This is a genomic window from Halorubrum xinjiangense, assembly GCF_900102375.1.
Taxonomy (GTDB): Archaea; Halobacteriota; Halobacteria; order Halobacteriales; family Haloferacaceae; genus Halorubrum; species Halorubrum xinjiangense.
On record NZ_FNBO01000006.1, the window covers coordinates 141,136 to 165,635 of the forward strand.

Below are 24,500 nucleotides of genomic sequence, written 5' to 3' on the forward strand. Positions count from 1 at the left end.
GGTCCCGAACCGCGGGCGGGTGGGTCGGGTCGGGACAGACGAGATCGGGCCTGCGGGGTCGAGTCGTCGGCCGATTCAGTTCGCCGGCTCGTCGGCGTCAGCGTCGTCGCCATCGGCTTCGTCGTCGCTCTCGGCTTCGTCGTCGCCGGCGCCCTCGTCCGCCTCCCGCACGTCTTCGTCGTCGGCCTCGTCGTCACCGCTCTCGCCCTCGGTGCCTTCCTCGCCGTCGACGGAGATCTGGACGGGTTCGGTGTCGCCGTCGGGCGATTCGCCGCCGAGCCGGCGGTCGAGGTTGAACACCGCGTTCAGCTCCGCTTGGACGTCGCCGACGACGCCGCGGACCAGCTCGCTCGGCGCGATGGCCTCGTACTCGTAGGGGTTGTTGCCGGCGCCCTCCGCCTTCCGCTTGCCGCGCTCGACGGTGCCCTCGTCGTGGAGCTCGGCGAGCGCCTCGCGGACGGTGCTGGGGTACAGCCCCGTGCCGTCGGCGACCTCGTCGCTCGTGCTGTTGGGGTTGTCGCGGAGGTAGACGTAGATCCGCGCGCGCGTCTCCGTGTCGAGCAGCCACGCGAGCAGGTCGACGACGTTGTCGTCGAACCCCTTTACCGCCCTGTCGGCGCCCTCGCCGAGCCGCTCTTTCGTCTTCCGAAGCTCCTCGCGGGTCCGCTCCGTCGGCGACTCCTCCGGGTCGTCGACCGGGTCAATCGGTGAATCGTCCGTGGTCATGCTGGAAGCTGGGGGCTACGCGGTCAAAAGGGTTTCTCGTCGCTTTTATTCCGACGAAACGCGCTCCCGGCGCAGTGCCCGCTGCCGCGGCCGACGCGGCCGAGACGGCCGATGCGGCGGCCTCCCGAGGCGGTCCACGTCTCCGTGAGGGCTCAGGGCTCCACGAGGAGGTCCGCGCGCAGCGCGTCGGCGCCCGATTCCTCGCGGATCCGGCGTTGGCGCGCGGCGCCGCTCTCCGCCTCGTACACCTCGCGGATGCCGTCGATCCCGAGCCGGTCGCACTCGGCGTCGACGACTTCGCCGAGCGAGGTGGTTCCCTCGCTGTCGCGGTCGACGAACGCGGCGTCGTGGCCGTTCCGGATCGCGCGCCACTTGTTTTCGTCGAGGAGTTCGCGGCGTAGCGCCGGCGGCGACTCGCCGTCCTCGTACCGCTCGGCGTAGTCGACGACCAGCTCGCGGGCGTACTCGGCGAGCGCCAGGGTCACTTCGGGATTGCGCTGGGCGTCAGGGGCGCGCACCTCCACGGTGCCGTGGCCAGTGTGGGGGCGCACGTCGAACCACAGCTCGCCGCGGTCCGCGATGGAGTCCGTCTCGACCATCCGGCGCTCGTACCGCTGGAAGGCGTCGAAATCGTCGAACGCGGAGGGGATACCGGTGTTCGGGAGATTCTCGAACACCTTCGCGCGGGCCGAGGCGAGCCCGGTGTCGAACCCGTTCCAGAACGGGGAGTTCGCGGACAGCGCGAGCAGGACCGGGCAGTGCCACCGCAGGCGGTTCGCCACCCAGACGGCCTTGTCCGCGTCGTCGACGCCGACGTGGACGTGGAGCCCCGCGGTCGTGTTCCGGTGTTGCGGGTACTGAATGCGGTCCAACTGCGCCTGGTACCGCGGTTTCTGGACGTGGTCGAGCTCGCGCCACTTCGCTTCCGGGTGGAGGCCCGCGGCCGCAATCTGATACCCGTCCGCGGCGGCGTGGTCGACGAGCGCCTCGCGGACCGTCGCGAGCGCGTCCGCGGCCTCCGCGGTGTCCTCGGTCGTCTCGGTCTGGGCCTCGATCGTACACTCGAACAGCTCGTGGTCGAACCCCTCCGGCACCGCCGCCGGCGGGTCGCGGCCGTACACGAGGTCGTCCGTCCCGGACGTGGGGTAGCCGTCGGCATCGACGATGTAGAACTCCTCCTCGATGCCGAGCGTCCCCATCCGGGAGAACGCGTCCCGCGAACCGAGTTGCATTACGCCTCCGTTCCGCCCGCGCGGTCTTATATGGATTGGAACCCGAAGCGGAGCGTCGGTGTCGCGAATACATATTTAAATAGTCCGCGCAGTCGACTCGTTCACTTATAAACAACTGGCGGTCGCGGTGGCGCGTGCCTGCGAGGCCGCTTTGCGGCCGAGCAGCACCGCGCGAGGGACGCCGCGAGCGACCGGAGGAAGCGAGCGGCGAGGCTGGGGAGGCGTGAGGCTGCGGTGCTGTGCGGTGCGGGTGGGACTCAAAGGGGCAGCCGTGAGGACGAAGCACGCCGCAGTAAGCACCGCAGGGAGCGCATCGAGTCCTCACGGCTGGGGCTTTGGAGGTGTTCTCCACCGATCGACAGTCATTCATTTATAAATGAGCGGTAGCAACGCGGCCCCTCTCCGTTACAAAATCGAGTACGAAAATCGAACCGACCGAACTGTACTCCGCGTCTCGAAAACGAGTCGGCGGTGAGCCGTCACCGCCCGATTCCCCTCGCCCGGTCTCGCCCCCGTTCAGCCGAGGACGTACCGGAGCGCCGGGAACTTCTCGACGAGCGCCTGTCCGCCCACCTCGAACTCCTCGATGTAGGCGTCGAGGCCGAGGACGCGGCCCGCGCCGAACGCCGCGACCGTGAGGAACACCATCGCGTACACCAGCGTCGAGTCGAACAGGGCGAGCGCCTCGCCGCTCCACCCGCCGAGGTAGAACAGCATCATCTGCATCGCCCCGCCGAGCGCGGCCAGGCGGACGAAGGCACCGGTGATGAGCGCCGCGCCGATGAGCAGCTGCGTGACCGGGACGACGACGTTGACGATCTCCATCAGCGCGGCGTTCGACGCCATCGCGGCGTATATCCCGCTGACCGGGCTCGCCGAGCCGACGTTCGCGAGGTAGCCCGCGGCGTCGAACGGCCACTCGGAGACCTTGCCGAGGCCCGCGAACAGGATCATCCCGCCGATGGTCGCCCGGAGCAGGACGATGAACAGCGCCGACAGCGAGTGCGCCTTCCCCAGTAACGTGACGCCGCCTATCTCCCCGCCGAACTCGTTTGTGGTTTTCGTGGACATTGTGTCTCTCCTCACTTCTGGATACGCCGGAGACACGTATAAATCGGAAAGCGGGTTCCCCCTCGCCGAGACGGATTCCGCCGGTTCCCCCCATCGGTGGGGGCTTTAAATACTACCTCCCGAACGCTATCGGTTCGTATCTCACGCTTTGCCTCCCACGCCTCGCCTACCAGGCCTCGCCGCTCGCGAGGTCGACGTCGCCGTCCCCCTTCTCGGAGGGGCAGACGTCGGCGAGCGCGCAGTCGGCGCAGTCGGGGTTGATCGCCGTGCACGTCGCGCGGCCGTGGTCGATCATGAGGTGGGTGAACTGCTGCCAGTCGCTCTCGGGGACGATATCGAGCAGGTCCTGCTCTATCGCTTCGGGGCGCTCCTCCTCGGTGATCCCCAACCGGCGCGTGAGCCGCTGGACGTGGGTGTCGACGACGATCCCCTCGACGACGTCGTGGCCGTGCTGGAGGACGACGTTCGCGGTCTTGCGGCCCACGCCGGCCAGCTCCGTCAGCTCCGACATCGTGTCCGGGACCTCGCCGTCGTGTTCCTCGGCGATGTCCGCGCACGCCGAGCGGATGTACTTCGCCTTGTTGTTGTAGTAGGTGATCGAGTTGATCGCCTCCGCCAGCTCCTCTTGGGGCGCGTTCGCGTAGTCTTCGGGCGTCTCGTACGCCTCGAACAACTCGCCGCAGACCTTGTTCACGCGCTCGTCGGTGCACTGCGCCGAGAGGATGACCGCGATGAGCAGCTCGAGGCGGTTCGAGTAGTTGAGCGAGATGGTCGAGTCGGGGTACTCCTCGTAGAGCCGGTCGAGGACCTCGGCGACCTGCTCCTCCCGCGAGTCGAGTGGCGTTCCCATACGAGTTCCTCCGCCCGGGCGACATTGAACGATCCGACTGCGGCGTTCTCTCCCGACCGAAGTGAACGACGGTACCCCGACCGAGTAGTAAGACAGTTACCACGCGGCGCGTTGGAGGGCGTATGGACGTACTCGACGTCGCGGCGCGCGCGACCGAGACCGGGCCGGTGTGCGACGCCTGTCTCGGCCGGCTCGTCGCCGGCCGGAGCTTCGGGCTGTCGAACGCCGACCGCGGCTCGGCGCTCCGGGTGTCGCTCTCGCTGCGCGACGACGAGGACCACGAGCCGGTCGCGGTCGCGGACTGCTGGGTCTGTGAGGGGCGCTGCGCAGAGTTCGACGAATGGGCCGAGCGCGCCGCCGAGGCGGTCGAGGGGATCGAGTTCGCGACGTACAACGTCGGCACGCGCCCGCCGCCGCTCATCGAGGAGAACGAGGCGCTGCTCCGCGCGGACGCCGGCCTCGACGAGGACGCGGGCGAACCGTTCAAGTCGGAGTTCAACCGCGAGGTCGGCAAGCGGTTCGGCCGGCTCACCGACACCGAGGTCTCCTTCGACCGCCCGGACGTCCAGTTCACGATCGACTTGGCCGACGACGCGGTCGACGCGAAGATCAACTCCACGTTCGTCTACGGCCGCTACAGGAAACTGGAGCGCGACATTCCCCAGACGGAGTGGCCCTGCCGCGAGTGTAAGGGCTCCGGGCGGCAGGGCGCGGACCCCTGCGACCACTGCGGCGGCTCCGGCTACCTCTACGACGACAGCGTCGAGGAGTACACCGCGCCGATCGTCGAGGACGTGATGGACGGCACCGAGGCGACGTTCCACGGCGCGGGCCGCGAGGACGTCGACGCGCTGATGTTAGGCACCGGGCGCCCGTTCGTGATCGAGGTCGAGGAGCCGCGCCGACGCCGGGTCGACACCGACCGCCTCCAGTCGGACATCAACGCGTTCGCCGACGGCGCGGTCGAGGTCGAGGGGCTCCGCCTCGCGACCTACGACATGGTCGAGCGCGTGAAGGAGCACGACGCCGGCAAGCGTTACCGGGCACAGGTGACCTTCGACGCGGACGTCGACGCCGACGCCCTCGCCGACGCGGTCGCCGAGCTGGAGGGAGCCACCGTCGAGCAGTACACGCCGAACCGGGTCGACCACCGCCGCGCGAGCATCACCCGCGAGCGCGACGTGTACGAGGCGACCGCCGAACGCGACGACCCGCGCCACGCGACCGTCGAGATCCGCGGCGAGGGCGGCCTCTACATCAAGGAGCTGATCTCCGGCGACGAGGGCCGGACCGAGCCGAGCCTCGCCGGCCTGCTCGGCGTCGGCGCCGAGGTGACCGCGCTCGACGTCCTCGCGGTCGAGGGCCAGGCGGAGCCGTTCGAGCGCGACGAGTTCTTCCGCGAGTAGCGCGCGCCGGACCTCCCGACCCGGCGCCCCGGTTCGGCCCGACGGCAGCCCGTCTCGAACCGGTCACCAACGGGGAACCAACGGGATTTATCTGACGAGCGTCAGACGTTCGGGTATGAACGGGAGCGACGCCGGCGGCGGAAACGCCCGAGAGGGTGGGGCCCGAAACGGCGGCGCCCGCGGCGAGTCGGGCGGTTCCGCCGGGACTGGGGGAGCCGGCCACGCAGGCTCGCCCGCGGTCGGCGACTCCGTGATCCGACCGGCGGTCGACGACGCGAGCGACGTCCCGACGGCTGCCGACGTGTCGCTGAACGGCGCCGACCGCGCGGCGCGCCCCGACCGCGTCTCCTCGGTCCTCGTCGCGGTCGGCCCCGGCCCCCACTCGGGGGCGACCGTCGACGTGGCCCGAGAAATCGCGGCGGCCACCGACGCGTGGCTCGAACTGTTCCACGTCGTCCCCTCGGACGCGGCGCTCGCCGACGCCGGACCCGACGGGGAAGCGAGCGGGACCGCCGTCGCCGACGGCGACTCGGACGCCAGCGACTACGCCGTGGCCGGGGAGCGGCTCCTCGACGCGGCCGAGGACAGGCTCGGCGGCTTCGAACGGGCGGACCGGTGGCTCGTCGAGGATCGGACCGCGGCGGGCGCGGTCGTCGAGCAGTCGGCGTACTACGACTTGGTCGTCGTGGGCGCGCCGACGACCGGAACCGTCGGCCGCTTCGTTTTCGGCTCCACCACCGACACGGTCGTCGGCGACGCCGAGGTCCCGGTCGTCGTCGTCGAGGCCGACGGGTCGACCGCGCTCGACGCGGCGTAACGACTCCGTCGCCGCTGCCGGCCGCGGCGCTGCTGATCTCCGCGTTGCTTCCCTCCGCGTCAGCCTCCTCTCTCCTCCGCGTCAGCCCCGTTCTCCTCCGCGTGCTATCGTTTCACGTCGCGGCGACAGCGTTAAATCAGTGTACACACTTGTACATCACAACGCGGAATACTACATCGGTGGACACAATGAATCTCAACGACACGGTCGAGCGCGTGACGGACGGGGAGGATCTCACTGTCGAGGAGGCGCGCGAGGCCGCGCGGCTCGTCTTCGAGGAGGCGACCGAGGCCCAGATCGGGGCGCTGCTCGCCGCGCTCCGGACGAAGGGCGAGACCGAGGCCGAGATCGCCGGGTTCGCGCAGGGGATGCGCGACGCGGCGCGGACGATCGAGCCCGACCGGGCGCCGCTCGTCGACACCTGCGGGACCGGCGGCGACGACTACGACACGATCAACGTGTCGACGACCGCCGCCATCGTCGCTGCGGGCGCCGGGGTGCCGATCGCCAAGCACGGCAACTACTCCGTCTCCTCCTCCTCGGGGAGCGCGGACGTGCTGGAGGTCGCGGGCGCCGACGTCGAGGCCGAGCCGCCGGCCGTCGAGGACGCGATCGAGGAAGACGGGATCGGCTTCATGCTCGCGCCCGTCTTCCACCCGGCGATGAAGGCCGTCATCGGCCCCCGCAAGGAGCTCGGGATGCGGACCATCTTCAACGTCCTCGGCCCGCTCACGAACCCCGCCGGCGCCGACGCGCAGGTGCTCGGCGTCTACGACCCCGACCTCGTGCCCGTCATCGCACGGTCGCTCGCGCACATGCCCGTCGAGCGCGCCCTCGTCGTCCACGGCGCCGGCATGGACGAGATCGGGATCCACGCGGAGACGGTCGCCGCCGAGGTCGACGGCGAGGACGTGACGGAGTTCACGATCGAGCCAGCCGACCTCGGGCTCGATCGCGCCCCGATCGAAGCCGTCGCGGGCGGGACGCCCGAGGAGAACGCCGCGGACCTGCGGGGGATCGTCGACGGCTCCGTGACGGGCCCCAAGCGAGACCTCATCCTCGCGAACGCCGGCGCCGCCATCTACGTCGCCGGCGAGGCCGACACGCTCGCGGCGGGCGTCGAGCGCGCCGCCGAGGCGATCGACTCCGGCGCGGCCGCGGAGAAGTTCGCGGCGCTCTGCGGCGACGGCGAGTCCCTCGCGGCCGACGCGGAATCGACGCCGACTGATGGCCCGGAGACGACCGCGGAGGACGACGACTGATGGCGCGGGTGAAGATCTGCGGGATCACTCGGGAGGCCGACCTCCGCGCCGCGGTCGAGGCGGGCGCGGACGCGGTCGGCGTCATCACCGAGGTCCCCGTCGACTCGCCGCGCGAGGTCGACCCGGCGACGGCCGCCGAGCTGCTCGCGGCCGTGCCCCCCTTCGTCACCGGCACGCTCGTGACGATGCCCGACTCCGCCGAGCGCGCGGTCGAACTCGCGCGCACGGTGGCGCCCGACGCGATCCAGCTCCACGGCGAGTGGACCGTCGACGAGCTGCGGTACATCCGCGCGGAGACCGAGCGCAGGGTGCTGCTCACGGTCGACGCCGACGACCCGGCCCGCGCAAGGGAGCTCGACGGCGCGGTCGACGCCCTAGTCGTCGACTCAACCGACGACTCGGGGGCGGGCGGCACCGGCGAGACGCACGACTGGCGCGCGACGGGCGAGCTCGCCGCCCGGCTCACCACGCCCGTCGTGCTGGCGGGCGGGCTCACGGCCGACACGGTCGCCGAGGCCGTCCGCGTCGCCGACCCATTCGCCGTCGACGTCGCCTCGGGCGTCGAGATCGAGGGCGGGCGGAAGGACCACAACGCGGTGGCCCGCTTCGTCGCGAACGCGGGCCGGGAGATGGAGCTGGCATGAGCGACCCGGACCCCCCACTCGACCGCTCGAAGGCCGAGTTCGTCGAGCTCGCCGCCGACGCCGAGAAGCCGGTCGTCGTCCGCGCGTCGGCAGCGCTCGACGCCGACGTCACCCCGCTGGGCGCGTACGCGACGCTCGTCGGCGAGGGGCCGTACGGCTTCCTCCTCGAGTCCGGCGAGAAGGTCGCCTCTAGCGACCCCGACGGGGCGTTCACCTCGGGCGGGAAGGCGGACAAGCACGCCCGGTACTCGTTCGTCGGATACGACCCCGAAGCGATCGTCTCCGTCCACCCGGACCGCACCGAGGTGACCGAACTCGGGCCCGCGGCGGAGTTCGTCGGCACCGGCGGCTCCGGCAGTTCGACCGCTGCCGGCAGTTCGACCGCTGCCGGCAGTTCGAGCCCCGGCGACCTCGGCCCCGCCGCCGGCGACGCGGTCGACCGCGTTCGCGCCGCGTTCCCCGACGTGAGCCTGCGGGGATTCCCCGACACTGACCGGCAGATCCTCTCAGGCGGGTTCGTCGGCTTCCTCGCGTACGAGGCTGTCTACGACCTCTGGTTAGAGGAGGTCGGCGTCGAGCGCCCGCAGACCGAGTTTCCCGACGCGGAGTTCGCGCTCACGACCCGGACCGTCGTCTTCGACGAGAAGGAGGGCGGCGCCGAACTCGTGTTCACGCCCGTGATCGGCGTCGACGACGACCCGGGCGCGGTCTACGACGACCTGGTCGCGGAGGCCGAACGCGTCGCGGCCGAACTGGAGGCCGCGTCGCCGCCCGACCCGGACGGGGTCCGCGTGCGCGAGGAGTCCGCCGACCCGCGCGAGGAGTACGAGGAGGCGGTGCGCAAGGCGAAACGGCACGTCCTCGACGGCGACATCTACCAGGGCGTGATCTCGCGGAGCCGGGAGCTCCGCGGCGAGGTCGACTCGCTGGGGCTGTACGCGGCGCTGCGCGACGTGAACCCCTCGCCGTACATGTACGTGCTTCGCCACGACGACCGGAGCGTCGTCGGCGCCAGCCCGGAGACGCTCGTGTCGGTGAAGAGCGACCGGGTCGTCTCGAACCCGATCGCGGGCACCTGCCCGCGCGGCACGAGCCCGGTCGAGGACCGGCGGCTCGCGGGCGAGATGCTCGCCGACGGGAAAGAGCGCGCCGAACACACGATGCTCGTCGACCTCGCGCGCAACGACGTGCGGCGCGTCTCGGAGCCGGGCTCCGTCCGCGTCGAGGAGTTCATGAACGTGTTGAAGTACAGCCACGTCCAGCACATCGAGTCGACCGTGACGGGGACGCTCGCGGCCGACGCGGACGCGTTCGACGCGACGCGCGCGACGTTCCCGGCGGGGACGCTCACCGGCGCGCCGAAGGTCCGCGCGATGGAGATCATCGACGACCTCGAGACGACGCCGCGGGAGGCGTACGGCGGCGGCGTCGGCTACTACTCGTGGACCGGCGACGCCGACTTCGCGATCGTCATCCGGACCGCGACGCTCGACGAGTCGGGCGAGGAGTCGGTCGTCGGCGTGCGGGCGGGCGCGGGCCTCGTTGCCGACTCCGACCCGGCCGCGGAGTACGAGGAGACCGAACAGAAGATGGACGGCGTGTTGACCGCGATCGACCGGATTCGCGAGGCGGGCGAGGGGTCTGCCGACGGCGACCCGGTCACCACGGGCGCGGAGGCGGAGCGATGAACGTCGTCGTCGTCGACAACTTCGATTCGTTCACGTACAACCTCGTCGAGTACGTCTCAGACCAGACGATCGACGGCGAGCCGGTCGCCGTCGACGTGTTCAAGAACACCGCGTCGCTCGCGGAGATCGAAGCGGCGGATCCGGACGCGGTGATCGTTAGCCCGGGGCCGGGTCACCCGAAGAACGACCGCGACGTGGGCGTGACCATGTCGGTGCTGCGCGAACTCTCCCGGACCGTTCCCACGCTCGGCGTCTGTCTCGGCTTGGAGGCCGCCGTCTACGAGTACGGCGGGACCGTCGGGCACGCCCCCGAACCGGTCCACGGCAAGGCGTTCCCCGTCGACCACGACGGGAAGGGCGTGTTCCGCGGGCTCGACCAGGGGTTCCGGGCCGGCCGCTACCACTCGCTCGCGGCCACCGAGGTGCCGGACGCGTTCGCGGTGACGGCCACCACCGACCACGACGGTGAGTCCATCGTGATGGGGATCCGCCACCGCGAGTACCCGATCGAGGCGGTCCAGTTCCACCCGGAGAGCGTGTTGACCGGATCCGGCCACGACCTCATCAGGAACTTCCTCACCGGGGTCTGAAGCGTCGGCGCGTCAGGCGCTCTCGTCCGACGGTTCGCCGTCGCCTTCCTCGTCCTCGCTTTCCTTCTCGTCGTCGAGCCCGCGTCCGGCGAGTCCGACGAGGTGGCCGACCTCGGGGAGGATGATCTCGTCGACGCCGAGTCGGACCGCGTTCTCGGAGCCCGGCAGACAGAACACCGCGGTGGCGGAGACGACCCCGGCCGTCGCGCGCGACCCGATGGTCCGCGTGCCGACCTCCTCGTAAGAGAGCCGGCGGAACAGCTCGCCGAACCCTGGGAGCGGCTTCGCGAGCAGCGTCCGAACCGCTTCCGGTGTGACGTCGTCCGGCGTGACTCCCGTCCCGCCGGTGGTCACCACGACGTCCGTGTCCTTCCGACGGGCGAGGCGGTCGACGGCCCCCTGAACGCTGTCGTAGTCGTCACCGATTAGCTCGCGGACCACGACATCGTGGCCCGCCGCCTCGAACGCGTCCGCGATGTAGTTCCCGGCCGGGTCCTCCTCCGCGGTGCGCGACGAGGACACCGTGACGACCGCGGCCGCGACCGAGTCGACGTCGTGGTGATGGTGGTCGGAGTCCGCGTCGTGGCCGTGCTGGTGTCCGTGGTCGTGAGAGTCGTGGTCGTGAGAGTCGTGGTCGTGAGAGTCGTGGTCGTGAGAGTCGTGGTCGTCAGAACCCTCCTCGTGTTCGCGGTGGTCGGAGCCTTCGTCGTGGCCGTGGTGATCGGAGCCTTCGTCGTGGCCGTGGTCGTCGCTCATGGCACCGCATTCGTCGCCCGCGTCAAAACACCTCCCGGTCTCCTCAGGGCCAGTCGTCGCGCGTCTGCTCTTCGGGCGCCTCGTCCGTCGCCTCGCCGGTCGCGAGCGTCCAGCCCGCGGCCTCGGCGGCGTCCTCGACGCCGAGGAACTCCCAGCCGGTCGCCTCGGCGACCGCCTCGTCCTCGTCGTCGACCCCCACAAAGACGTGACGGTCCGTGTCGAACTGCCCGCTGATGTTCTCTAAGCTCTCCTCGACGCCGCGCGGGCCGGAGAAGAAGTCCTGTCGCACGCGGTGTTTCCGCGTGAAGTTCGTGACGACGTAGGTGGGCTTCTCGCTGACGACCCCGACGTACTCGGTCCACTGTCGGGCGTTGTTGAACACCGCGTTGGGGTCCGCGAGCGCTTTCAGCGCCTCCAACTCGAACGCGAGCGTCATGTCTGTGGATCCGCCGCTGTCCATGGCTCCGCTAGCTCCCCGCCGGCGAAAACAACTTCGCTTCCGGGCGGCCGCGCCCGCGACCGATACACTGCGCGCCCCCGACCCATCACCGCCGTGCGACCGCACCCCGCGACGCGGCCGCCCTCACCGCGACCGTACTCGGTAGTAGTCGGTGAACTTCACCACGTCGCCGTCGTCGAGGTCCCCCGTCTCCGGCGCCGTCCACGGCTTGCCCGCTAACTCCCGGACGACGCCCTGTTCCTCGTCGTCCAGTTCGTCGTAGTGGCGCACCCGCGCGTCGGCCGGAACGCGACCGGTGCGGCGGAGCCGTACTCGTCGCCCGGTGTCCCTTAGTGACATGTGGTACCATATAACACGATTAATCATAAGCGTTTCGCGCCGACGAGCGTCGCCCCGCCGCGAACGCGACGGTGACGCCTCAGTTGTCTGGGACTCGGTCGCGTGCCCGGGAGAGCGTGACCGTGACCGCCGTGCCGCGGGGCTCCGCGTCCGCGACCGCGGCCGAGCCGCCCGACTGCTGAACGACCCAGTAGACGAGCCAGAGGCCGAGCCCGCTGCCGTGGTACAACGCGTCGACCGCGGTGCCGTCGACGAGCACGTCCCGGTTCATCTCGGTCAGCCCCGGTCCGTCGTCCTCGACCCGTACCTCGACCGCGTCGGGACGAACCTCGACCGACACGCCGACCGTCGGTCGGTCCCGGTCGTGGTGAACGACCGCGTTCCGGATCAGCTCGTCGACCGCCCGCGAGAGCCACGTCGTCGCGGACGCCGTCGCGACCCCGTCGTCCGGCACCGAGACGTCGACCGTCGCGCTCGGGAACTCGTCGGCCGCCGCGGCGGCCACCTGTCTGACGACGCGACCGACGTCGACGGGCTCCGTCTCCGCCGCGTCGCTCAGTATCTCGGTGATGTGGTGGGCCTTCTCGCTCGTCTCGAGGAGGTCGTCGGCCCGCGCGACGATGTACTCCGCGGCGGCGCCCGGCTCGGTCTCGCCCGCCGCGATCTGTTCCGCCCGGCCGCGGACGACGGTCAGCGCGTTCCGGAGGTTGTGCTGGAGGACGCGGTCGACGACCCTGAGCTGCCGCGCGCGATTCTCGCTGTCGGTCACGTCCCGAAGCACGCCGACGACCCCGGCGAGCGCCTCCTCGTCGGGGCTGTCGAGCGGGTAGTACCGGACGTCGAACGTCCGCTTCCCCCGGGTCGGGTGGGTCCGCGTCGTCCGGTACTCCACCCACTCCCCGCGGAGCGCCCGCTCCACCTGTCGCTCGACGTCGTCGTACCCCTCCTCCGGGACGACGTCGGCGAGCGTCAGGTCGGTCACGTCACCGTCGCCCAGCCCGTGGTACTCGCGGTACTGCGGGTTCGCGAACAGCAGCCGCCCGTCGCGGTCGACCGCGGCGATGAGGTCCGTCGCGCCGTTTATGGCGCGCTCGTACCGCTCCAACTCCCGTTCGCGAACCTTCCGGTCGGTGACGTTGCGGCAGATGGCGAAGGTCCCGGCCAGCTCGCCGTCGGCGTCGTAGTAGGGGTACCGCTGCGTGCTGAACGTCGCCTCGCGCTCGCTCTCGGGAAACGTCGGCGATATCTCGTACTCGCTCATCTCTTCGTTTTCGAGCACCTTTCGCCGCCGCCCGTCGATCTCGGCCGCCGTCTCCGGGTCCATGAACGCGAACTCGTCGGTGCCGTACAGCGCTTCGCGGTCGATCCCGGCGAACTCGCTTACGGCCTCGTTCAGCAGCTCGAACTCCCCGTCGCGGTTCTGGAGGAGAACCGGGTCGTCGAGCCGCTCGACGATGTCCCGGTACTGTTTCAGCTGTCCCATCGCCGCCTTCCGCTCCGTGATGTCCGTCTGGATCGCGACGAACCGGGACACCTCGCCGTCGTCGTCGGTGACGGGCGCGATGGTCTGATGGGCGTGGTACGGCTCGCCGTCCCGTCGGCGGTCGATTATCTCCTCTTCCCACACCCCGCCGTCCAGCAGCGTCGACCACAGCCCGTCGTAGTACTCGTCGGGCATCTCGCCGGATTTGAGGATCGCCGGCGTCTCGCCGAGGGCCTCCTCCGGCTCGTAGCCGGTGTGGTCCGTGAACGCCGGGTTGACGTACTCGATCGTCCCGTCGGTGTCGGTGACGTAGATGGCGTGGCCGGCGTGTTCGACGAGGTTCCGGAACGTCTCGGTCACCGTTCCGCCGACCTCCTCGACGCCGTCCCGAAAGATCCCCGTGTAGACGGTGTCGGAGTCGTCCGTTTCCGCGTCGATGTCGACAGTCGCCGCGTCGGAGTCGCCCGCCGCCGCGTCGGAGTCGCCCGCCGCCGCGTCCGGGACGGTATCGCTTCCGTCGCCGCCGGGCTCGTCTCCGGCGGCGTGTTCGTGGAACCGGACGGAGAAGGTCACGGTGTGGCCGTCCGCGTGTCGGACCGGGACGGAGAAGCTCCCGCAGTCGCCGAGCCCCTCGACCCGTGCGAGCCGCTCGCGGACCGACCGGGCGCGTTCGTCGGCCGCCTCGGAGGCGACGAGGGACGAGAGCTCGCGGCCGCGAAGGTCGGACGGATCGTACCCGAGGACCGCCTCGGTGGCGGCGTTCGCGTAGACGATCGCCCCCGTCCCGTCGACGGAGACGACCGGATCGGAACACCCCTCGACGAAGGAGGCGAAAAAGCCGGCGGGGGGCCGTGACGATCCGGATGACATATAAAAAGGGAAGGCGCGTCCACGGTAAAAAGCACCGGGAGCGTTCGCTCGCCGCGAAGCCGTCGCCGCGATCGGCGGCCGCCGATACGGGGCGGCGCCGGCGGGCTACTGCTCGGTCGGGGCCGCCAGGTCGTCGACCGAGAAGCCGGGCTCCATGAGGCGGTCCGTCTGCTCGCTCACGTCGCGCCCCTCGCGCATCAGCTGTTTGAACGCGGACTGCGGCGAGAGGTCACCGATGAGCACGCCGCCGACGACCTTGCCGTCTTTCAGCGCGACGCGGCGCCACTCGCCCTCGGCGGTGGTCGCCTCCACCGAGTCGTCGCCGAGCGTCGGGTGGCCAAAGGAGAGGAACGGGAAGTCGAAGTGGGTGATCGAGTACGAGGAGACCCACTCGAACGCCTCGCTGCCGTAGTCGACCATGTTGCGGGCCGCTATCGTCCCCTGCTCCTTGGCGGAGCCCCACGAGCCGTTCTTCGCCCGATCGCCGAGGATGAGGTCGTTGAACGTGGTGATATCGCCCGCGGCGAACACGTTGTCGACGTTCGTGCGCATGAACTCGTCGACGACGATGCCGTCGTCGAGCTCCAGCGGCGTCTCCTCGACGAGCTCGGTGTTGAAGTTCAGCCCGATGGCGACGCCCGCGAAGTCGCACTCGTAGCGCTCGCCGTTCGGGTCGACCGCGGCCTCGACGTGGCCGTCGTCGTCGACCTCGAAATGGTCGACCCCGGAGCCGAAGACGGGCTCGACGCCGCGCTCGCGCATCGCCTCGTGCATGATCTCGGCGCCCTCCTCCGAGAGCGCGTAGCGCCACCAGTTGTCGCCCCGCATCAGGTATTTCGCCTCGACGCCCTGCGCGCCGCAGATGGCCGCGAAGTCGATGCCGAGCAGGCCGGCGCCGACGATGACGCCCTTCTCGGCGCCCTCGACGCTCTCTTTTATCCGGCGGGCGTCCTGGAACGTCCAGAAGTGGTGGATCCCGTCGGCGTCCGCGTTCCCGACGGGGAGCTGCTGGGGCGTGCCGCCGATCGCGAGCAGGAGGGAGTCGTACTCGAACGTCTCGCCCGCGTGGGTGTGGACCGCGTCGTTCTCGACGTCGATGTCGACGACGACGGTGTTGAGTCGGAGGTCGACGTCGTGCTCGTCGTACCAGTCCTCCTGGTGGATCGAGATCGGCGCCTCGGGGAGCTTCCCTTTCGCGTACTCCTTGATCAGAATCCGGTTGTAGAGGGACTCACCCTCGTCCGTGAGAACCGTGATCTCGGCGTCGGGCGCTTCCTCGCGGAGCGTCTCGGCCGCCGAGGCGCCCGCGATACCGTCACCGACGATCACGTACGAATCGCTCATGGGCGGGCGTTCGGATTCATGGTTAATGTGGGTTGTCATCCGCGTCTCGCAGCGTGAGAATCTCCCGCAATCGCCGCAAAAAGCGCTTCTGCGCCGGCTCCGGGGTCGGTCGCGCCCGACCGATCAGTGGTCCGCGCCGGCCGGCTCCGCGGGGAAGTCCTTCTCGCCAGCCTCGATCGCGACGTCGAGCCAGTTCTCCGTCGGGACGAGCGGGCACTCGTACGCGTGGTTGTACGCGCAGGTCGGGTTGTACGCCAGGTTGAAGTCCACGATCCACTCGCCGTCGACGCGGTCGCGGTCGGGCTCCAAGTCGAGGTACCGCCCCGCGCCGTACGTCGCCTCGCCGCTGGTCGCGTCGCGAAACGGCACCCAGAAGCGGTCCGCGCCGTCGGCCGGTCGGTACGCCTGAAGCATCGCTGCCTCGCCGTCGACCTCGAAGCGGAACTCCCCCCAGCGGCGATACGTCTGCTCGCCGTCGGCGGTCGTCTCGACGGTGACCGTCTCCTTCTCGTCGTGTTCGTGAACCGGCAGCTCGAACCGGAACGCCGGGTCCGGGTCGAAGTACGCCAGTCCGGGGAACGCGTCGCCGCGCATCGAGACCGGCAGCGGCGACCGCGCCGAGTCGCGGAACTGCTGGACCTTCGCCCGTCGCTGTGCCTCCACCTGCGCCGCCCAGTCGTCGTCGCTCTCACTCATTGCCATGTCTACCGCAATATTGTTCTCTGAGCGCAATAACAGTTCCGCGGCGGGGTCGGCGTCGCACACGACCACGCGCCGCCCGCTCGCGGCTGGAGCGAGTCGGGGGACTCGGCTCCGACGCCACAGATTCAAGAGCGTCCCGTCCCAACGAAGCGTATGAAAATCCGGCAGAACATCCGCCACTGGGCCGCCAAGAAGGCGTTGACCACGCCGGTCGTCGGCGACGTCGCCAACGACAAGCTCGTCGACCTCCACACGAGCATCTTCCTCAACAAGGCCGACGAGGAGCGCCGCGAGGAGCGCCGAGACCACCTCGACAGCTTCTTCGACGCGACGATGGACACGTACGTCGCCGCGCTGGAGGCGGGGTTCCCGGAGGCCGAGGCCCGCGAGATCACCCACATTCAGGCGAACTTCGACTTCTTCAACCACGGCTGGACGGAGATGATGGAGATCCCGAGCGAAGAGCTGGAGCCCCACTACCGTCGGTACGAGTCCTTCTTCTCCCGATACTCGATTACGATCGACGACCCGCTCGGTGAGTTCCGCCCGCCCGAGGGCGTCGTCGAGGCGCCAGAGACCCCGGAGAAGCTCGACGAGCCCGAGTACGAGAACGCGCTGGCCGGCTTCGCCGACGACGTGTACGTCGAGACCGACGACGGGGAGACGGTCGTCGGCGGCGACACGGAGGAGCCGGACGAGGTCGACCCCGCGACCGCGCCCGGACTCGACGAGGACGAGGCGAGCGCCTGAGCGGGCTCGAAGTTTCGGCTCTCTTTCGTTCCGTTCTGCCGCCGGTTCCGCGTAACGCGGGGGTCGCGTCCGGTCGCCGGCCACGTTTATACTCTGCCGGAAACACGGTGGCCTATGAACCGCGGGCAATCGTTCCTCCTCCTCCTCATGGGGTCGGTCGCGCTCTTGACCCTCTTCGTCATCCTCCCGTTCGTCGAGTACGTGGTCGCCTCGGCGATCCTCGCGTTCGTCCTCTACCCGTTCCACCGCCGGCTCACCCGCTGGCTCCGCCGGCGCATCTCGAAGCGCTTCGGGCAGATGCTGTCGGCGCTGACTCTCATCTTCTCCGCCATCGTCGCCGTAATCCTCCCGCTCGCGTACATCACGTGGGTGTTCGTCCGCGACCTCACCGCCATCGCGGCGGGCGAGTCCTCCGTCGACGTCGCGGCGATCGAAGCGGAGATCGCCGCGATCACGGGTCAGGACCCGGAGGTCGGCGACGCGCTCCAGACGATCGGCGAACTCCTCATCCAGACGCTGTTCGGCGGCTTAAGCGGCGTGCTCACCACGACGATCCGGGCGTCCGTCGGCCTCTCGCTCGCGCTGTTTCTGGTGTACTACACCCTCATCGACGGCCCGGCGTTCGTCAAGTGGATCCGGGACACGAGCCCGCTTCCCCCGGACGTCACCGCCGACCTCGTCGACCGCGTCGACGTGATGACCCGCGGCGTCGTCATCGGTCACATCTCGGTCGCGCTGCTCCAGGCGCTGGTCGCCGGGGTCGGCCTGTGGGCGGCCGGGATCCCGAACGTGGTGTTCTGGACGTTCGTGATGGCGGTGCTGGCGCTGTTGCCGCTCATCGGCGCCTTCTTCGTGTGGGGGCCGGCGGCCGCCTACCTCGTTATCGTTGATCAGGTGACCGCCGGGATATTCCTCGCCGTCTACGGCGTCGCGGTGATCGCGATGGTGGACAACTACGCTCGGCCGCTCGTCATCGACCAGCAGGCGCATCTGAACCCGGCGGTCATCCTCCTCGGCGTGTTCGGCGGTATCTACTCCGTCGGGTTCACCGGGCTGTTCGTCGGCCCCATCGTGATCGGCGTGCTCGCGGCCACGCTGGAGACGTTCCGCGAGGACTACGACGCGATCTGAGCCGGATTTAAGCCCGCTCCCCGCGAACGTCACCCCATGGCGACGACCGCGACCTCCCGACTCCCGGACCGACGCGACGCGCTCCGCATCGCCGGTGCGGCGGTCGCCGTCAACCTGATCGGCGCGCTCGGCGTCCCGTTCACCGCGACCGAGAGCGCGTGGTTCGCGTCGCTGGAACTGCCGGCGTTCTACCCGCCGGGCTGGGCGTTCGGCGTCGTCTGGCCGATACTGTACGCGCTGTGCGGCGCCGCGGCCGCGCTCGTCTCCCTCGCCGGGCGCGACGGCGGAGCGCCGACGGGACGCGTTCGGACCGCGCTCGCGCTGTTCAGTGTCCAACTCGTCGTCAACGTCGCGTGGTCGCCAGTCTTCTGGGGACTCGAACGCCCGGACCTCGGGCTCGTCGTCCTCGTCGTCCTCCTCCCCTTGGTCGTCGCGACGATACGGGCCTTCGACCGCGTCGACCGCCGCGCGGCGGCGCTGCTCCTCCCCTATCTCGCGTGGGTCTCCTTCGCGACCGCGCTCAACTACGCGATCTGGGCGCTCAACTAGCGCTCCCTCGCGGAGTCCGTCCCGCCTTCCACCTGCGGCGGGCCGCGCTCCAGTCGCTCGGCGACGAACCGGCGCTCGGCCCGGCTCAGTTCCCCGTCCGTCTCGCGGAACGCCGCCAGCCCCTCGCGGTAGCGCTCGGGGTCGACGTCCGCGGGCGACCCGGCCGGGCGCTCCAGTTCCAGTTCGGCGATCCCCGTGCGCTCGCCGGTGTACGCGAAGCCGCACTTGTGGCACGCCTCGTACGCGAACGGGTTGTTGACGGCGATCCGCACCCGGTCGAAGCCGGCGACCGCGAGGTCGGCGACGGTCTCGTCGATCAGCCGCGGGCCGATACCCTCGCCGCGCCGCGCGGCGTGGACGGTGACGTACCGCAGCCGACAGCAGGCCGGGTCGGTCCGGTCGGACGAGAACGAGACGGCCGCGATCACGTCTTCGTCGAACGCCGCGGGGTCGACCGTGTCGGGCAGCGGTTCGTCGGGCTCCCAGTCGGGGGCGGCCGGGCGCCCGTCCGGCGTCCGGATCACCGACTTGCCCGGCGCGCCGACGACGAACTTTCCGGCGTACGCGAACGCCCGGTAGTCGAGCCGGAGGGTCTCCCCCTCGCCGGGCGGGCACACGAGCGCGTACTCCATGGGCGCCGTACGGCGGCGAGAGCGTAAATAGGCCGGTGGCTCTTTGACCCTCGCCGCGCTCGTCTCTGCCATGTACGGACTCGGCGACGTGGACTTCTTCGACCGGGTGGCGCCGCTGTACGACCTCGCGATGCCGCCGGCGGACGGCGAGGCGCTCGCCGCGGGGCTCGACCACGCCGCGCGGCCGATCGAGCGCCTCCTCGACGTCGGCGGCGGGTCGGGCCGCGCGGCGGCCGCGCTGACCGGTCCCGATATCACGGTCGTCGACGCCTCCGTCGAGATGCTCTCGCGGGCGCGTCGCGGCCGCGGGCTCTCCGGCGTCGCCGGCGACGCGGGGGGACTTCCGTTCCGCGACGCGAGCGTCGACGCGATCACGGTCGTCGACGCGTTTCATCACCTGCCGGATCAGGACGCAGCGCTCGCGGAGGCGGCGCGGGTGCTCGCGCCCGGCGGCGCCCTGGTCGTCCGCGAGTTCGACCCGGCGCACCCGCTCGGCCGGCTGCTCGTCGCCGGCGAGCACGCGATCGGAATGGACTCGCGGTTCCGAACGCCGAGCGACCTCGCGGCCGCGATGGACGACGCCGGCCTCGATCCGCGGATCGTCGACCGCGGGTTCGGCTACACGGTCGTCGGCGTCCGCCGCTGAATCGCCGGGTTCGCGGGTGGTCCGATTCCGGCCGCGGAAAAGGAGACGCGCGTCAGTCCTGCGTCCGTCCCTGCGGCTCGGCGCCGCGGGTCGGGTCCGGGGAGCCCTCGTCGCGGCCGCCCTCCCCGCCGTGGTCGTGGTCGCCGTGATCGTGGTCGTGATCGCCGTGGTCGTGTGCGTCGTTCGAGCCCGTCTCGCCGAGGACCTCGGCGCCCTCCCCGTCGATCATGTCCATATTCTTGAGGTTGTCGCGCTCCTCGAAGTCCGCGACCGCCGCCATCACGTCCGCCTGCGTGATCGTCATCCGGTCCTCGGTGAGCGCGCCGAGGACGGCCTCCCGGAGCACCATCCGGAGGTCGGAGCCGGTGAGGCCGGTGGTCCGGTCGGCGACCTCCTCGGGGTCGAAGTCGGCGATCTTCATCTCCTTTGTCACCACGCGGAGGATGTCCGCGCGCATGTCTCGATCCGGCTTGGGGAAGTTGACGATCTCGTCGAACCGGCGCCACGCGGCGGCGTCGAGCTGGTCCGGGTGGTTCGTCGCGCCGATGAGGAGGACCTCGTCGCGGACCAGCGACACCTCGTCGATCGACTTCAGGAGGGTGTTGACCGCGCGCTTCAAGGCGGCGTGCTCGTCCGAGCGACGGGTCTTCGCCACCGAGTCGAACTCGTCGATGAAGAGGATGCACGGCGAGAGCCGCTTGGCGACCTCGAAGCTCTTCTCGACGTTCTTCGACGTTTCGCCGAGGTACTGGCTCGTGATCATCGAGAGCTTCACCTCGACGAACGGGAGCCCGAGCTCGTGGGCGAGCGCACGCGAGACGGTGGTTTTCCCGGTGCCCGGCGGGCCGACGAACAGCAGCTTTCCGATCTCGCGCAGGCCGATCTCCGCGAGGTACTCGCGGTGTTCGATCGCCTTGACGATCTTCTGGATCTCGCCCTCCTGGTCGCCGGTCAACACGAGATCGGCCAGCGTCGTCTCGATCTCTTCGGGCGCGCGGACGTTGACGAGGTCGAGCATCTCCCCGTCCTCGTCCTCGTCGAAGTACTCCGCGAGCAGCGCGTCGATCCAGACGCGGTCCGCCTGGACCGGTCGCACGTCGTCTCGGGCCTCCTCGCGGGTCACCGGCGCCGTCAGGTCCTCGGCGGCCTCCATGGCGGCGACGATCGTCGGGTTCCCGGCGATCCGGTCGTCGCCCGCGCGGTCGCGGTACCACTCCAGCCCCATCGACGGCTGGGTCAGCGATATCTCGCCGGAGAACTCCGTCCGCTGGGTGAAGAGGAGGTCGGAGACCGCCTCCCACGGCCGCTCGACGCCGGTCGCGGTGCGGGTGGTCTCGTCGGTCGCCTTCAGCGGTCGCTCCACGCCGCCGGGGGCATCTTCGGCGGCGTCGGCCGACCAGAACACCTGCCGGAAGCGCGGCGGCAGGTCGTTCTCGTCGAGGTCGCGGTCCTGCGTGTAGAAGTGCGTCGTCAACACGAACTCGACAACGTCGAGCGCCGGGTCACTCATCCGCGGCTAGTAGCGCCGGGACGCGGTTAAGAGCGTCGAAGCGCCGGCGGGAAGCAGCGGGTTCGCCGGCGGAAGGCAGGTGGAACGTCGGAAGGAATCGGAGGGTTCGCCGGCGGGAGGCGGGCGGAACGTCGGGAGAAATTGGGGGTTCGCCGGCGGCGGGTGGGGACGCTCGGCCGCCGTATCGAATCCTTATTAGCGCTGGTCCGCGACGTACCGCGCATGAGTTCCGAAGACGCGGGCGAGCCGGGCGACCCCGCCGGCACCGGCGCGAGCGACACCGGCGGCGAGAGCGAGACGGACCACGAGAACGCGCTTCAGGACGTCATCGCCGTCGACCCTGAGGACGTCGCGCAGGGGACGGTGAACCGACTCGACGCGCACACCGGCGACGGGATCCGCCACCGCGCGTTCACCTGCCTCGTCTTCGACAGGGACGGTCGGATCCTGTTGGCCCAGCGCGCGCCGAACAAGCGACTGTGGGACGGCCACTGGGACGGCACGGTCGCCTCCCACCCGGTCGAGGGGCAGTCCCAGGAGGACGCCACAGAGCAGCGCCTCGAAGAGGAGCTGGGCATCTCGCCCGACCAGTACGACGACCTCCGCGTGACTGACAAGTTCGAGTACAAGCGCTATTACCCCAACGAGGGCGTCGAGTGGGAGGTGTGCGCGGTGCTGAAGGTCACCCTCGACGACACCGCCTTGGACCCGGACGACGAGGAGATCGGCGGCATGCTGTGGGCCGACTACGACCACCTCCACGAGAACCCCGGACTGTACCGGCAGCTCCGACTCTGCCCGTGGTTCGAGATCGCGATGCGGCGCGACTTCTCCTGATCGGTCCCGGTCGCCCGGCCGCCTCCGGGCGGGTCACTTCTGCGCCGGCCTCCGTCCGAATCGAAGCGGCGAGTTGAAGGCGCTCCCGCGCCGCGATCCGGTATGACCGTCGTCGCCCTGCTGGCGAACCCGCCCCGCGAGGGGCTTGTCGGAGCCGCGATCGCCGAGTCGACGCCGCTGTCGCCCGCCGAGGCGGCCGACCTCTACGAGGCGCAGTTCCGCGACGCCGTCCTCGCGGTCGACCGCTCCGGCGGCGAGCTCCTCGTCAACTTCCCCGACGAGGACGACCTTCCCGCCGAGTACCGGACCGAGACGAGCCCGGAGGCGGAGCTGCGGACGCTCGTCGCGGACACCCTCGGCGGGACCGACGAGGTGCGCTTCGAGCGGCAGGTCGGCTCCTCATTCGGCGCGCGCGCCGGCAACACCGTCACGCACCTGCTGCGCGAGGAGGGCGCCGACTCCGTCGCGGTCGTCACCCCGACCGCGCCGCTGCTCTCGCGGACGAACGTCGACTCGGCGGCGATGAAGCTGCGGACGACCGAGATCGTCCTCGGCCCCTCGTCGAACGGGCGGGCGTACTACGCGGGCTTCACCGAGCCGATCGACTTCGACGGCGCGTTCGAGGCGCCGGCGCTGCCGACGCTCGCGGAGCGCGGCCGCGACGCGGACCGCTCGGTGGACTTCGTGGAACCGTCGCCCTCGCTGGAGACCGGCGAGGACCTGCTCGACGTGGTTCCCATGTTGCGGGCGCGGTTCGCGGCCGAGCGCGTGGTGCCGAACTACACGGCGGCGTTCGTCCACGAGAAGGGGCTAGACGTGATCGTCGAGGACGGCGAGCAGCGGCTGGTTCGGGACTGAGACCGGCGAACGCGGCCGAGCGGCCCGGAGTTTTATTTTCGATCACTCGTAATACAGTTGTCACGATGGCGCTGTCAGCGACGGACGTGGTCCGACGGGTAGTGTGGGGCCGCGATCGGCGTCGGATACGCGCGACGTGGCGGATCCTGCTCGGGTTCGGCGTGGTCCTCGGCGTCCTGCTCGGCGGCGGGCGCCTGCTTGAACGCGTCGACCTGCCGAGCGTGCTGGTCAACGGACCGGTGGCGCTACTCGTGGTCGCCGCCCTCGGAGCGTACGCGCTGGTGGCTTCGCTCGTCCCCGGCGAGCGGCCACTCCGCGGGTACGGGCTCGAAGTGGACCGTCGCTGGGCGCGTGACTTCCTTGCGGCGGTCGCGGCCGGGTGCGTCTTTCAGGGGCTGCTCACCGGCCTGCTGCTCGCGACCGGGTCCGGACGCGTCGTCGAGACCCTCTCTCCCGGCGTCGCGAGCGGCAACGGTGCCCCGGCGGTCGTCGTCGCGGTCGCGGCGACGGCGCTGGCGTTCGCCGCCATCGGACTCTGGGAGGAGCTGCTCTTCCGGGGAGTGTTCATCCTCAACGCGAGCGAGGGGCTCGCCGCGCGCGGGCTGTCCCCGCGGCGGGCGGTCTGGGCCGCAGGCGGCGCGAACGTTCTCGTCTTCGGTCCGGCGCATGCGCTCGTCGCCGCGCAGGGCGCGACCCCGCTTTTCGCCGCCGGGCAGGCGATGGCAGCGGCCGTCTACTTCGCGGCCGCCTACGTTCTCACCGGGAGCCTCGCGTTCCCGGTCGGGCTCCACTTCGCGACGAATTTCTGGGTCGCGTCGGTCTTCGGGCAGGCCGGCAGCGGGTTCCCGGCGCTCGTCCGGCTCGAACGGAGTCTCGGATCGGGGCCGGTGGAGTTGCTCTTGCTCGGCCTCCCGTCGCTTGCGCTGCTCGCTCTGATCGCCGCTTGGGTCCGCGTGACCCGGGGCAGCGTGACGATCGACGAGTCGCTGATGGAGGTGGTCCGGAGCCGACGCGGGTCGGCCGCCGCCGAGTAGGTTGCTCCTTCTCTCGGTGCGCTCGACAAGCGGCTCCCGCCGGATCGCCCGGCGAGAAGCCGAGAGAACGATAGCTTCAAACTCCTCGGGAGTGATCATCCGACAACGTCTCGTCGCGGTGATTTCCGTCGGTTCCAGTTCTGCTCGCCCGGTCGTACCACCGACGGTCGGGCGCTGGACCGGACGACTCCGTCGAGACGACCGAACTGGTGGGATGGCAGAGTGGCCCATTGCGCCTGCCTTGAAAGCAGGTAGCCTCACGGCTTCCTGGGTTCGAATCCCAGTCCCACCGTGTCGAGCGCGGCGCACTCTC

Annotated in this window: 25 protein-coding genes and 1 tRNA gene; 14 read left to right on the plus strand and 12 right to left on the minus strand. The window is 70.3% G+C overall.

The features are described 5' to 3' along the window. Positions 1-75 precede the first annotated feature (75 nt). From F3H13_RS08985 to nth, 4 genes are all read right to left on the minus strand, one after another. A complete protein-coding gene (locus F3H13_RS08985) occupies positions 76-726 on the minus strand; it encodes a winged helix-turn-helix domain-containing protein (RefSeq protein ID WP_149798698.1) in 651 nt (216 codons plus the stop codon). Between the two features lie 152 nt (positions 727-878). Next, positions 879-1,958 carry a glutamate--cysteine ligase gene (locus F3H13_RS08990; RefSeq protein WP_149798699.1) on the minus strand — a complete coding sequence of 360 codons (1,080 nt, stop codon included), beginning with the start codon at positions 1,956-1,958 and terminating at the stop codon, positions 879-881. A 516-nt stretch (positions 1,959-2,474) separates the two neighbouring features. After that, entirely contained in the window at positions 2,475-3,029 is a 555-nt protein-coding gene (locus F3H13_RS08995; protein ID WP_149798700.1) for a DoxX family protein, read from the minus strand. Between the two features lie 166 nt (positions 3,030-3,195). Further along, on the minus strand, positions 3,196-3,879 hold the full coding sequence (gene nth / locus F3H13_RS09000; RefSeq protein WP_149798701.1) for an endonuclease III: 684 nt from the start codon (positions 3,877-3,879) through the stop codon (positions 3,196-3,198). Between the two features lie 122 nt (positions 3,880-4,001). Between nth and F3H13_RS09005 the strand changes: the two genes are divergently transcribed. The 6 genes from F3H13_RS09005 (at position 4,002) to trpG (ending at position 10,286) form a co-directional block, all read left to right on the plus strand. After that, complete coding sequence (locus F3H13_RS09005) at positions 4,002-5,285, plus strand: tRNA pseudouridine(54/55) synthase Pus10 (protein ID WP_149798702.1); 1,284 nt, start codon at positions 4,002-4,004, stop codon at positions 5,283-5,285. Positions 5,286-5,400: 115 nt separating this feature from the next. After that, positions 5,401-6,102, plus strand: a complete 702-nt coding sequence (locus F3H13_RS09010; protein WP_149798703.1) for a universal stress protein — start codon at positions 5,401-5,403, stop codon at positions 6,100-6,102. A 188-nt stretch (positions 6,103-6,290) separates the two neighbouring features. Beyond that, positions 6,291-7,364: an anthranilate phosphoribosyltransferase gene (gene trpD, locus F3H13_RS09015; RefSeq protein WP_149798704.1), complete on the plus strand. Its 1,074-nt coding sequence runs from the start codon at positions 6,291-6,293 to the stop codon at positions 7,362-7,364. Further along, a complete protein-coding gene (locus tag F3H13_RS09020) occupies positions 7,364-8,008 on the plus strand; it encodes a phosphoribosylanthranilate isomerase (protein WP_149798705.1) in 645 nt (214 codons plus the stop codon). The genes trpD and F3H13_RS09020 overlap by 1 nt, the downstream gene beginning before the upstream one ends. Continuing rightward, complete coding sequence (gene trpE / locus F3H13_RS09025) at positions 8,005-9,696, plus strand: anthranilate synthase component I (protein WP_149798706.1); 1,692 nt, start codon at positions 8,005-8,007, stop codon at positions 9,694-9,696. Before F3H13_RS09020 ends, trpE begins: the two co-directional genes overlap by 4 nt. Continuing rightward, entirely contained in the window at positions 9,693-10,286 is a 594-nt protein-coding gene (gene trpG / locus F3H13_RS09030; protein WP_149798707.1) for an anthranilate synthase component II, read from the plus strand. Before trpE ends, trpG begins: the two co-directional genes overlap by 4 nt. 12 nt (positions 10,287-10,298) lie before the next feature. On the opposite strand, the gene F3H13_RS09035 is transcribed toward trpG, so the two are convergent. The 6 genes from F3H13_RS09035 to F3H13_RS09060 form a co-directional block, all read right to left on the minus strand. After that, on the minus strand, positions 10,299-11,042 hold the full coding sequence (locus tag F3H13_RS09035) for a MogA/MoaB family molybdenum cofactor biosynthesis protein (RefSeq protein ID WP_149798708.1): 744 nt from the start codon (positions 11,040-11,042) through the stop codon (positions 10,299-10,301). Positions 11,043-11,085: 43 nt separating this feature from the next. Further along, positions 11,086-11,502 carry a DUF7124 domain-containing protein gene (locus tag F3H13_RS09040; RefSeq protein ID WP_149798709.1) on the minus strand — a complete coding sequence of 139 codons (417 nt, stop codon included), beginning with the start codon at positions 11,500-11,502 and terminating at the stop codon, positions 11,086-11,088. A gap of 123 nt (positions 11,503-11,625) precedes the next feature. After that, positions 11,626-11,841 carry a hypothetical protein gene (locus tag F3H13_RS09045; protein ID WP_149798710.1) on the minus strand — a complete coding sequence of 72 codons (216 nt, stop codon included), beginning with the start codon at positions 11,839-11,841 and terminating at the stop codon, positions 11,626-11,628. A gap of 79 nt (positions 11,842-11,920) precedes the next feature. Continuing rightward, positions 11,921-14,194, minus strand: coding sequence for a PAS domain S-box protein (locus F3H13_RS09050; RefSeq protein WP_149798711.1), 2,274 nt, complete (start codon positions 14,192-14,194; stop codon positions 11,921-11,923). Positions 14,195-14,299: 105 nt separating this feature from the next. Beyond that, positions 14,300-15,538, minus strand: coding sequence for an NAD(P)/FAD-dependent oxidoreductase (locus F3H13_RS09055; protein ID WP_149798712.1), 1,239 nt, complete (start codon positions 15,536-15,538; stop codon positions 14,300-14,302). 123 nt (positions 15,539-15,661) lie between these two features. Beyond that, complete coding sequence (locus F3H13_RS09060) at positions 15,662-16,240, minus strand: DUF1684 domain-containing protein (RefSeq protein ID WP_149798713.1); 579 nt, start codon at positions 16,238-16,240, stop codon at positions 15,662-15,664. Positions 16,241-16,393: 153 nt separating this feature from the next. Between F3H13_RS09060 and F3H13_RS09065 the strand changes: the two genes are divergently transcribed. The 3 genes from F3H13_RS09065 (at position 16,394) to F3H13_RS09075 (ending at position 18,670) form a co-directional block, all read left to right on the plus strand. Next, positions 16,394-16,990, plus strand: coding sequence for a DUF6149 family protein (locus F3H13_RS09065; RefSeq protein ID WP_149798714.1), 597 nt, complete (start codon positions 16,394-16,396; stop codon positions 16,988-16,990). Between the two features lie 114 nt (positions 16,991-17,104). Beyond that, the gene (locus F3H13_RS09070) at positions 17,105-18,121 is read left to right on the plus strand and encodes an AI-2E family transporter (RefSeq protein WP_149798715.1); all 1,017 of its coding nucleotides are present in this window, start codon (positions 17,105-17,107) and stop codon (positions 18,119-18,121) included. Positions 18,122-18,157: 36 nt separating this feature from the next. Next, the gene (locus tag F3H13_RS09075) at positions 18,158-18,670 is read left to right on the plus strand and encodes a TspO/MBR family protein (protein ID WP_149798716.1); all 513 of its coding nucleotides are present in this window, start codon (positions 18,158-18,160) and stop codon (positions 18,668-18,670) included. Here F3H13_RS09075 and F3H13_RS09080 read toward each other — a convergent pair. Next, positions 18,667-19,302 (minus strand): GNAT family N-acetyltransferase, encoded by a 636-nt coding sequence (locus tag F3H13_RS09080; protein WP_149798717.1) that lies wholly within the window; start codon positions 19,300-19,302, stop codon positions 18,667-18,669. The two genes, F3H13_RS09075 and F3H13_RS09080, sit on opposite strands and share 4 nt — an antisense overlap. A gap of 70 nt (positions 19,303-19,372) precedes the next feature. Here F3H13_RS09080 and F3H13_RS09085 point away from each other — a divergent pair, with 70 nt between their 5' ends. Beyond that, on the plus strand, positions 19,373-19,948 hold the full coding sequence (locus F3H13_RS09085) for a class I SAM-dependent methyltransferase (RefSeq protein WP_149798718.1): 576 nt from the start codon (positions 19,373-19,375) through the stop codon (positions 19,946-19,948). A gap of 52 nt (positions 19,949-20,000) precedes the next feature. Here the strand turns inward: F3H13_RS09085 and F3H13_RS09090 are convergent, their stop codons facing one another. Beyond that, entirely contained in the window at positions 20,001-21,458 is a 1,458-nt protein-coding gene (locus F3H13_RS09090; RefSeq protein ID WP_149798719.1) for an ATP-binding protein, read from the minus strand. A 222-nt stretch (positions 21,459-21,680) separates the two neighbouring features. Here F3H13_RS09090 and F3H13_RS09095 point away from each other — a divergent pair, with 222 nt between their 5' ends. The 4 genes from F3H13_RS09095 to F3H13_RS09110 all read left to right on the plus strand — a co-directional run bounded on the left by F3H13_RS09095 (position 21,681) and on the right by F3H13_RS09110 (position 24,479). After that, the gene (locus tag F3H13_RS09095) at positions 21,681-22,295 is read left to right on the plus strand and encodes an NUDIX hydrolase (RefSeq protein ID WP_149798720.1); all 615 of its coding nucleotides are present in this window, start codon (positions 21,681-21,683) and stop codon (positions 22,293-22,295) included. 102 nt (positions 22,296-22,397) lie between these two features. Continuing rightward, positions 22,398-23,153: a DUF2064 domain-containing protein gene (locus F3H13_RS09100; RefSeq protein WP_149798721.1), complete on the plus strand. Its 756-nt coding sequence runs from the start codon at positions 22,398-22,400 to the stop codon at positions 23,151-23,153. Positions 23,154-23,218: 65 nt separating this feature from the next. Further along, positions 23,219-24,187: a CPBP family glutamic-type intramembrane protease gene (locus F3H13_RS09105; protein ID WP_149798722.1), complete on the plus strand. Its 969-nt coding sequence runs from the start codon at positions 23,219-23,221 to the stop codon at positions 24,185-24,187. A gap of 208 nt (positions 24,188-24,395) precedes the next feature. Further along, positions 24,396-24,479 (plus strand) — tRNA-Ser (locus F3H13_RS09110). Positions 24,480-24,500 lie beyond the last annotated feature (21 nt).

Coding starts and splice junctions, on each gene's coding strand:
- F3H13_RS09010 (WP_149798703.1), top strand. CDS start 5,401: ATGAACGGGAGCGACGCCGGCGGCGGAAACGCCCGAGAGGGTGGGGCC.
- F3H13_RS09035 (WP_149798708.1), bottom strand. CDS start 11,042: ATGAGCGACGACCACGGCCACGACGAAGGCTCCGATCACCACGGCCAC.
- F3H13_RS09100 (WP_149798721.1), top strand. CDS start 22,398: ATGACCGTCGTCGCCCTGCTGGCGAACCCGCCCCGCGAGGGGCTTGTC.
- F3H13_RS09080 (WP_149798717.1), bottom strand. CDS start 19,302: ATGGAGTACGCGCTCGTGTGCCCGCCCGGCGAGGGGGAGACCCTCCGG.
- F3H13_RS09105 (WP_149798722.1), top strand. CDS start 23,219: ATGGCGCTGTCAGCGACGGACGTGGTCCGACGGGTAGTGTGGGGCCGC.
- trpD (WP_149798704.1), top strand. CDS start 6,291: ATGAATCTCAACGACACGGTCGAGCGCGTGACGGACGGGGAGGATCTC.
- F3H13_RS09075 (WP_149798716.1), top strand. CDS start 18,158: ATGGCGACGACCGCGACCTCCCGACTCCCGGACCGACGCGACGCGCTC.
- F3H13_RS09040 (WP_149798709.1), bottom strand. CDS start 11,502: ATGGACAGCGGCGGATCCACAGACATGACGCTCGCGTTCGAGTTGGAG.
- F3H13_RS09070 (WP_149798715.1), top strand. CDS start 17,105: ATGAACCGCGGGCAATCGTTCCTCCTCCTCCTCATGGGGTCGGTCGCG.
- F3H13_RS09005 (WP_149798702.1), top strand. CDS start 4,002: ATGGACGTACTCGACGTCGCGGCGCGCGCGACCGAGACCGGGCCGGTG.
- F3H13_RS09045 (WP_149798710.1), bottom strand. CDS start 11,841: ATGTCACTAAGGGACACCGGGCGACGAGTACGGCTCCGCCGCACCGGT.
- F3H13_RS08995 (WP_149798700.1), bottom strand. CDS start 3,029: ATGTCCACGAAAACCACAAACGAGTTCGGCGGGGAGATAGGCGGCGTC.
- trpG (WP_149798707.1), top strand. CDS start 9,693: ATGAACGTCGTCGTCGTCGACAACTTCGATTCGTTCACGTACAACCTC.
- F3H13_RS08990 (WP_149798699.1), bottom strand. CDS start 1,958: ATGCAACTCGGTTCGCGGGACGCGTTCTCCCGGATGGGGACGCTCGGC.
- nth (WP_149798701.1), bottom strand. CDS start 3,879: ATGGGAACGCCACTCGACTCGCGGGAGGAGCAGGTCGCCGAGGTCCTC.
- F3H13_RS08985 (WP_149798698.1), bottom strand. CDS start 726: ATGACCACGGACGATTCACCGATTGACCCGGTCGACGACCCGGAGGAG.
- F3H13_RS09050 (WP_149798711.1), bottom strand. CDS start 14,194: ATGTCATCCGGATCGTCACGGCCCCCCGCCGGCTTTTTCGCCTCCTTC.
- F3H13_RS09085 (WP_149798718.1), top strand. CDS start 19,373: ATGTACGGACTCGGCGACGTGGACTTCTTCGACCGGGTGGCGCCGCTG.
- F3H13_RS09095 (WP_149798720.1), top strand. CDS start 21,681: ATGAGTTCCGAAGACGCGGGCGAGCCGGGCGACCCCGCCGGCACCGGC.
- F3H13_RS09055 (WP_149798712.1), bottom strand. CDS start 15,538: ATGAGCGATTCGTACGTGATCGTCGGTGACGGTATCGCGGGCGCCTCG.
- F3H13_RS09020 (WP_149798705.1), top strand. CDS start 7,364: ATGGCGCGGGTGAAGATCTGCGGGATCACTCGGGAGGCCGACCTCCGC.
- trpE (WP_149798706.1), top strand. CDS start 8,005: ATGAGCGACCCGGACCCCCCACTCGACCGCTCGAAGGCCGAGTTCGTC.
- F3H13_RS09065 (WP_149798714.1), top strand. CDS start 16,394: ATGAAAATCCGGCAGAACATCCGCCACTGGGCCGCCAAGAAGGCGTTG.
- F3H13_RS09060 (WP_149798713.1), bottom strand. CDS start 16,240: ATGGCAATGAGTGAGAGCGACGACGACTGGGCGGCGCAGGTGGAGGCA.
- F3H13_RS09090 (WP_149798719.1), bottom strand. CDS start 21,458: ATGAGTGACCCGGCGCTCGACGTTGTCGAGTTCGTGTTGACGACGCAC.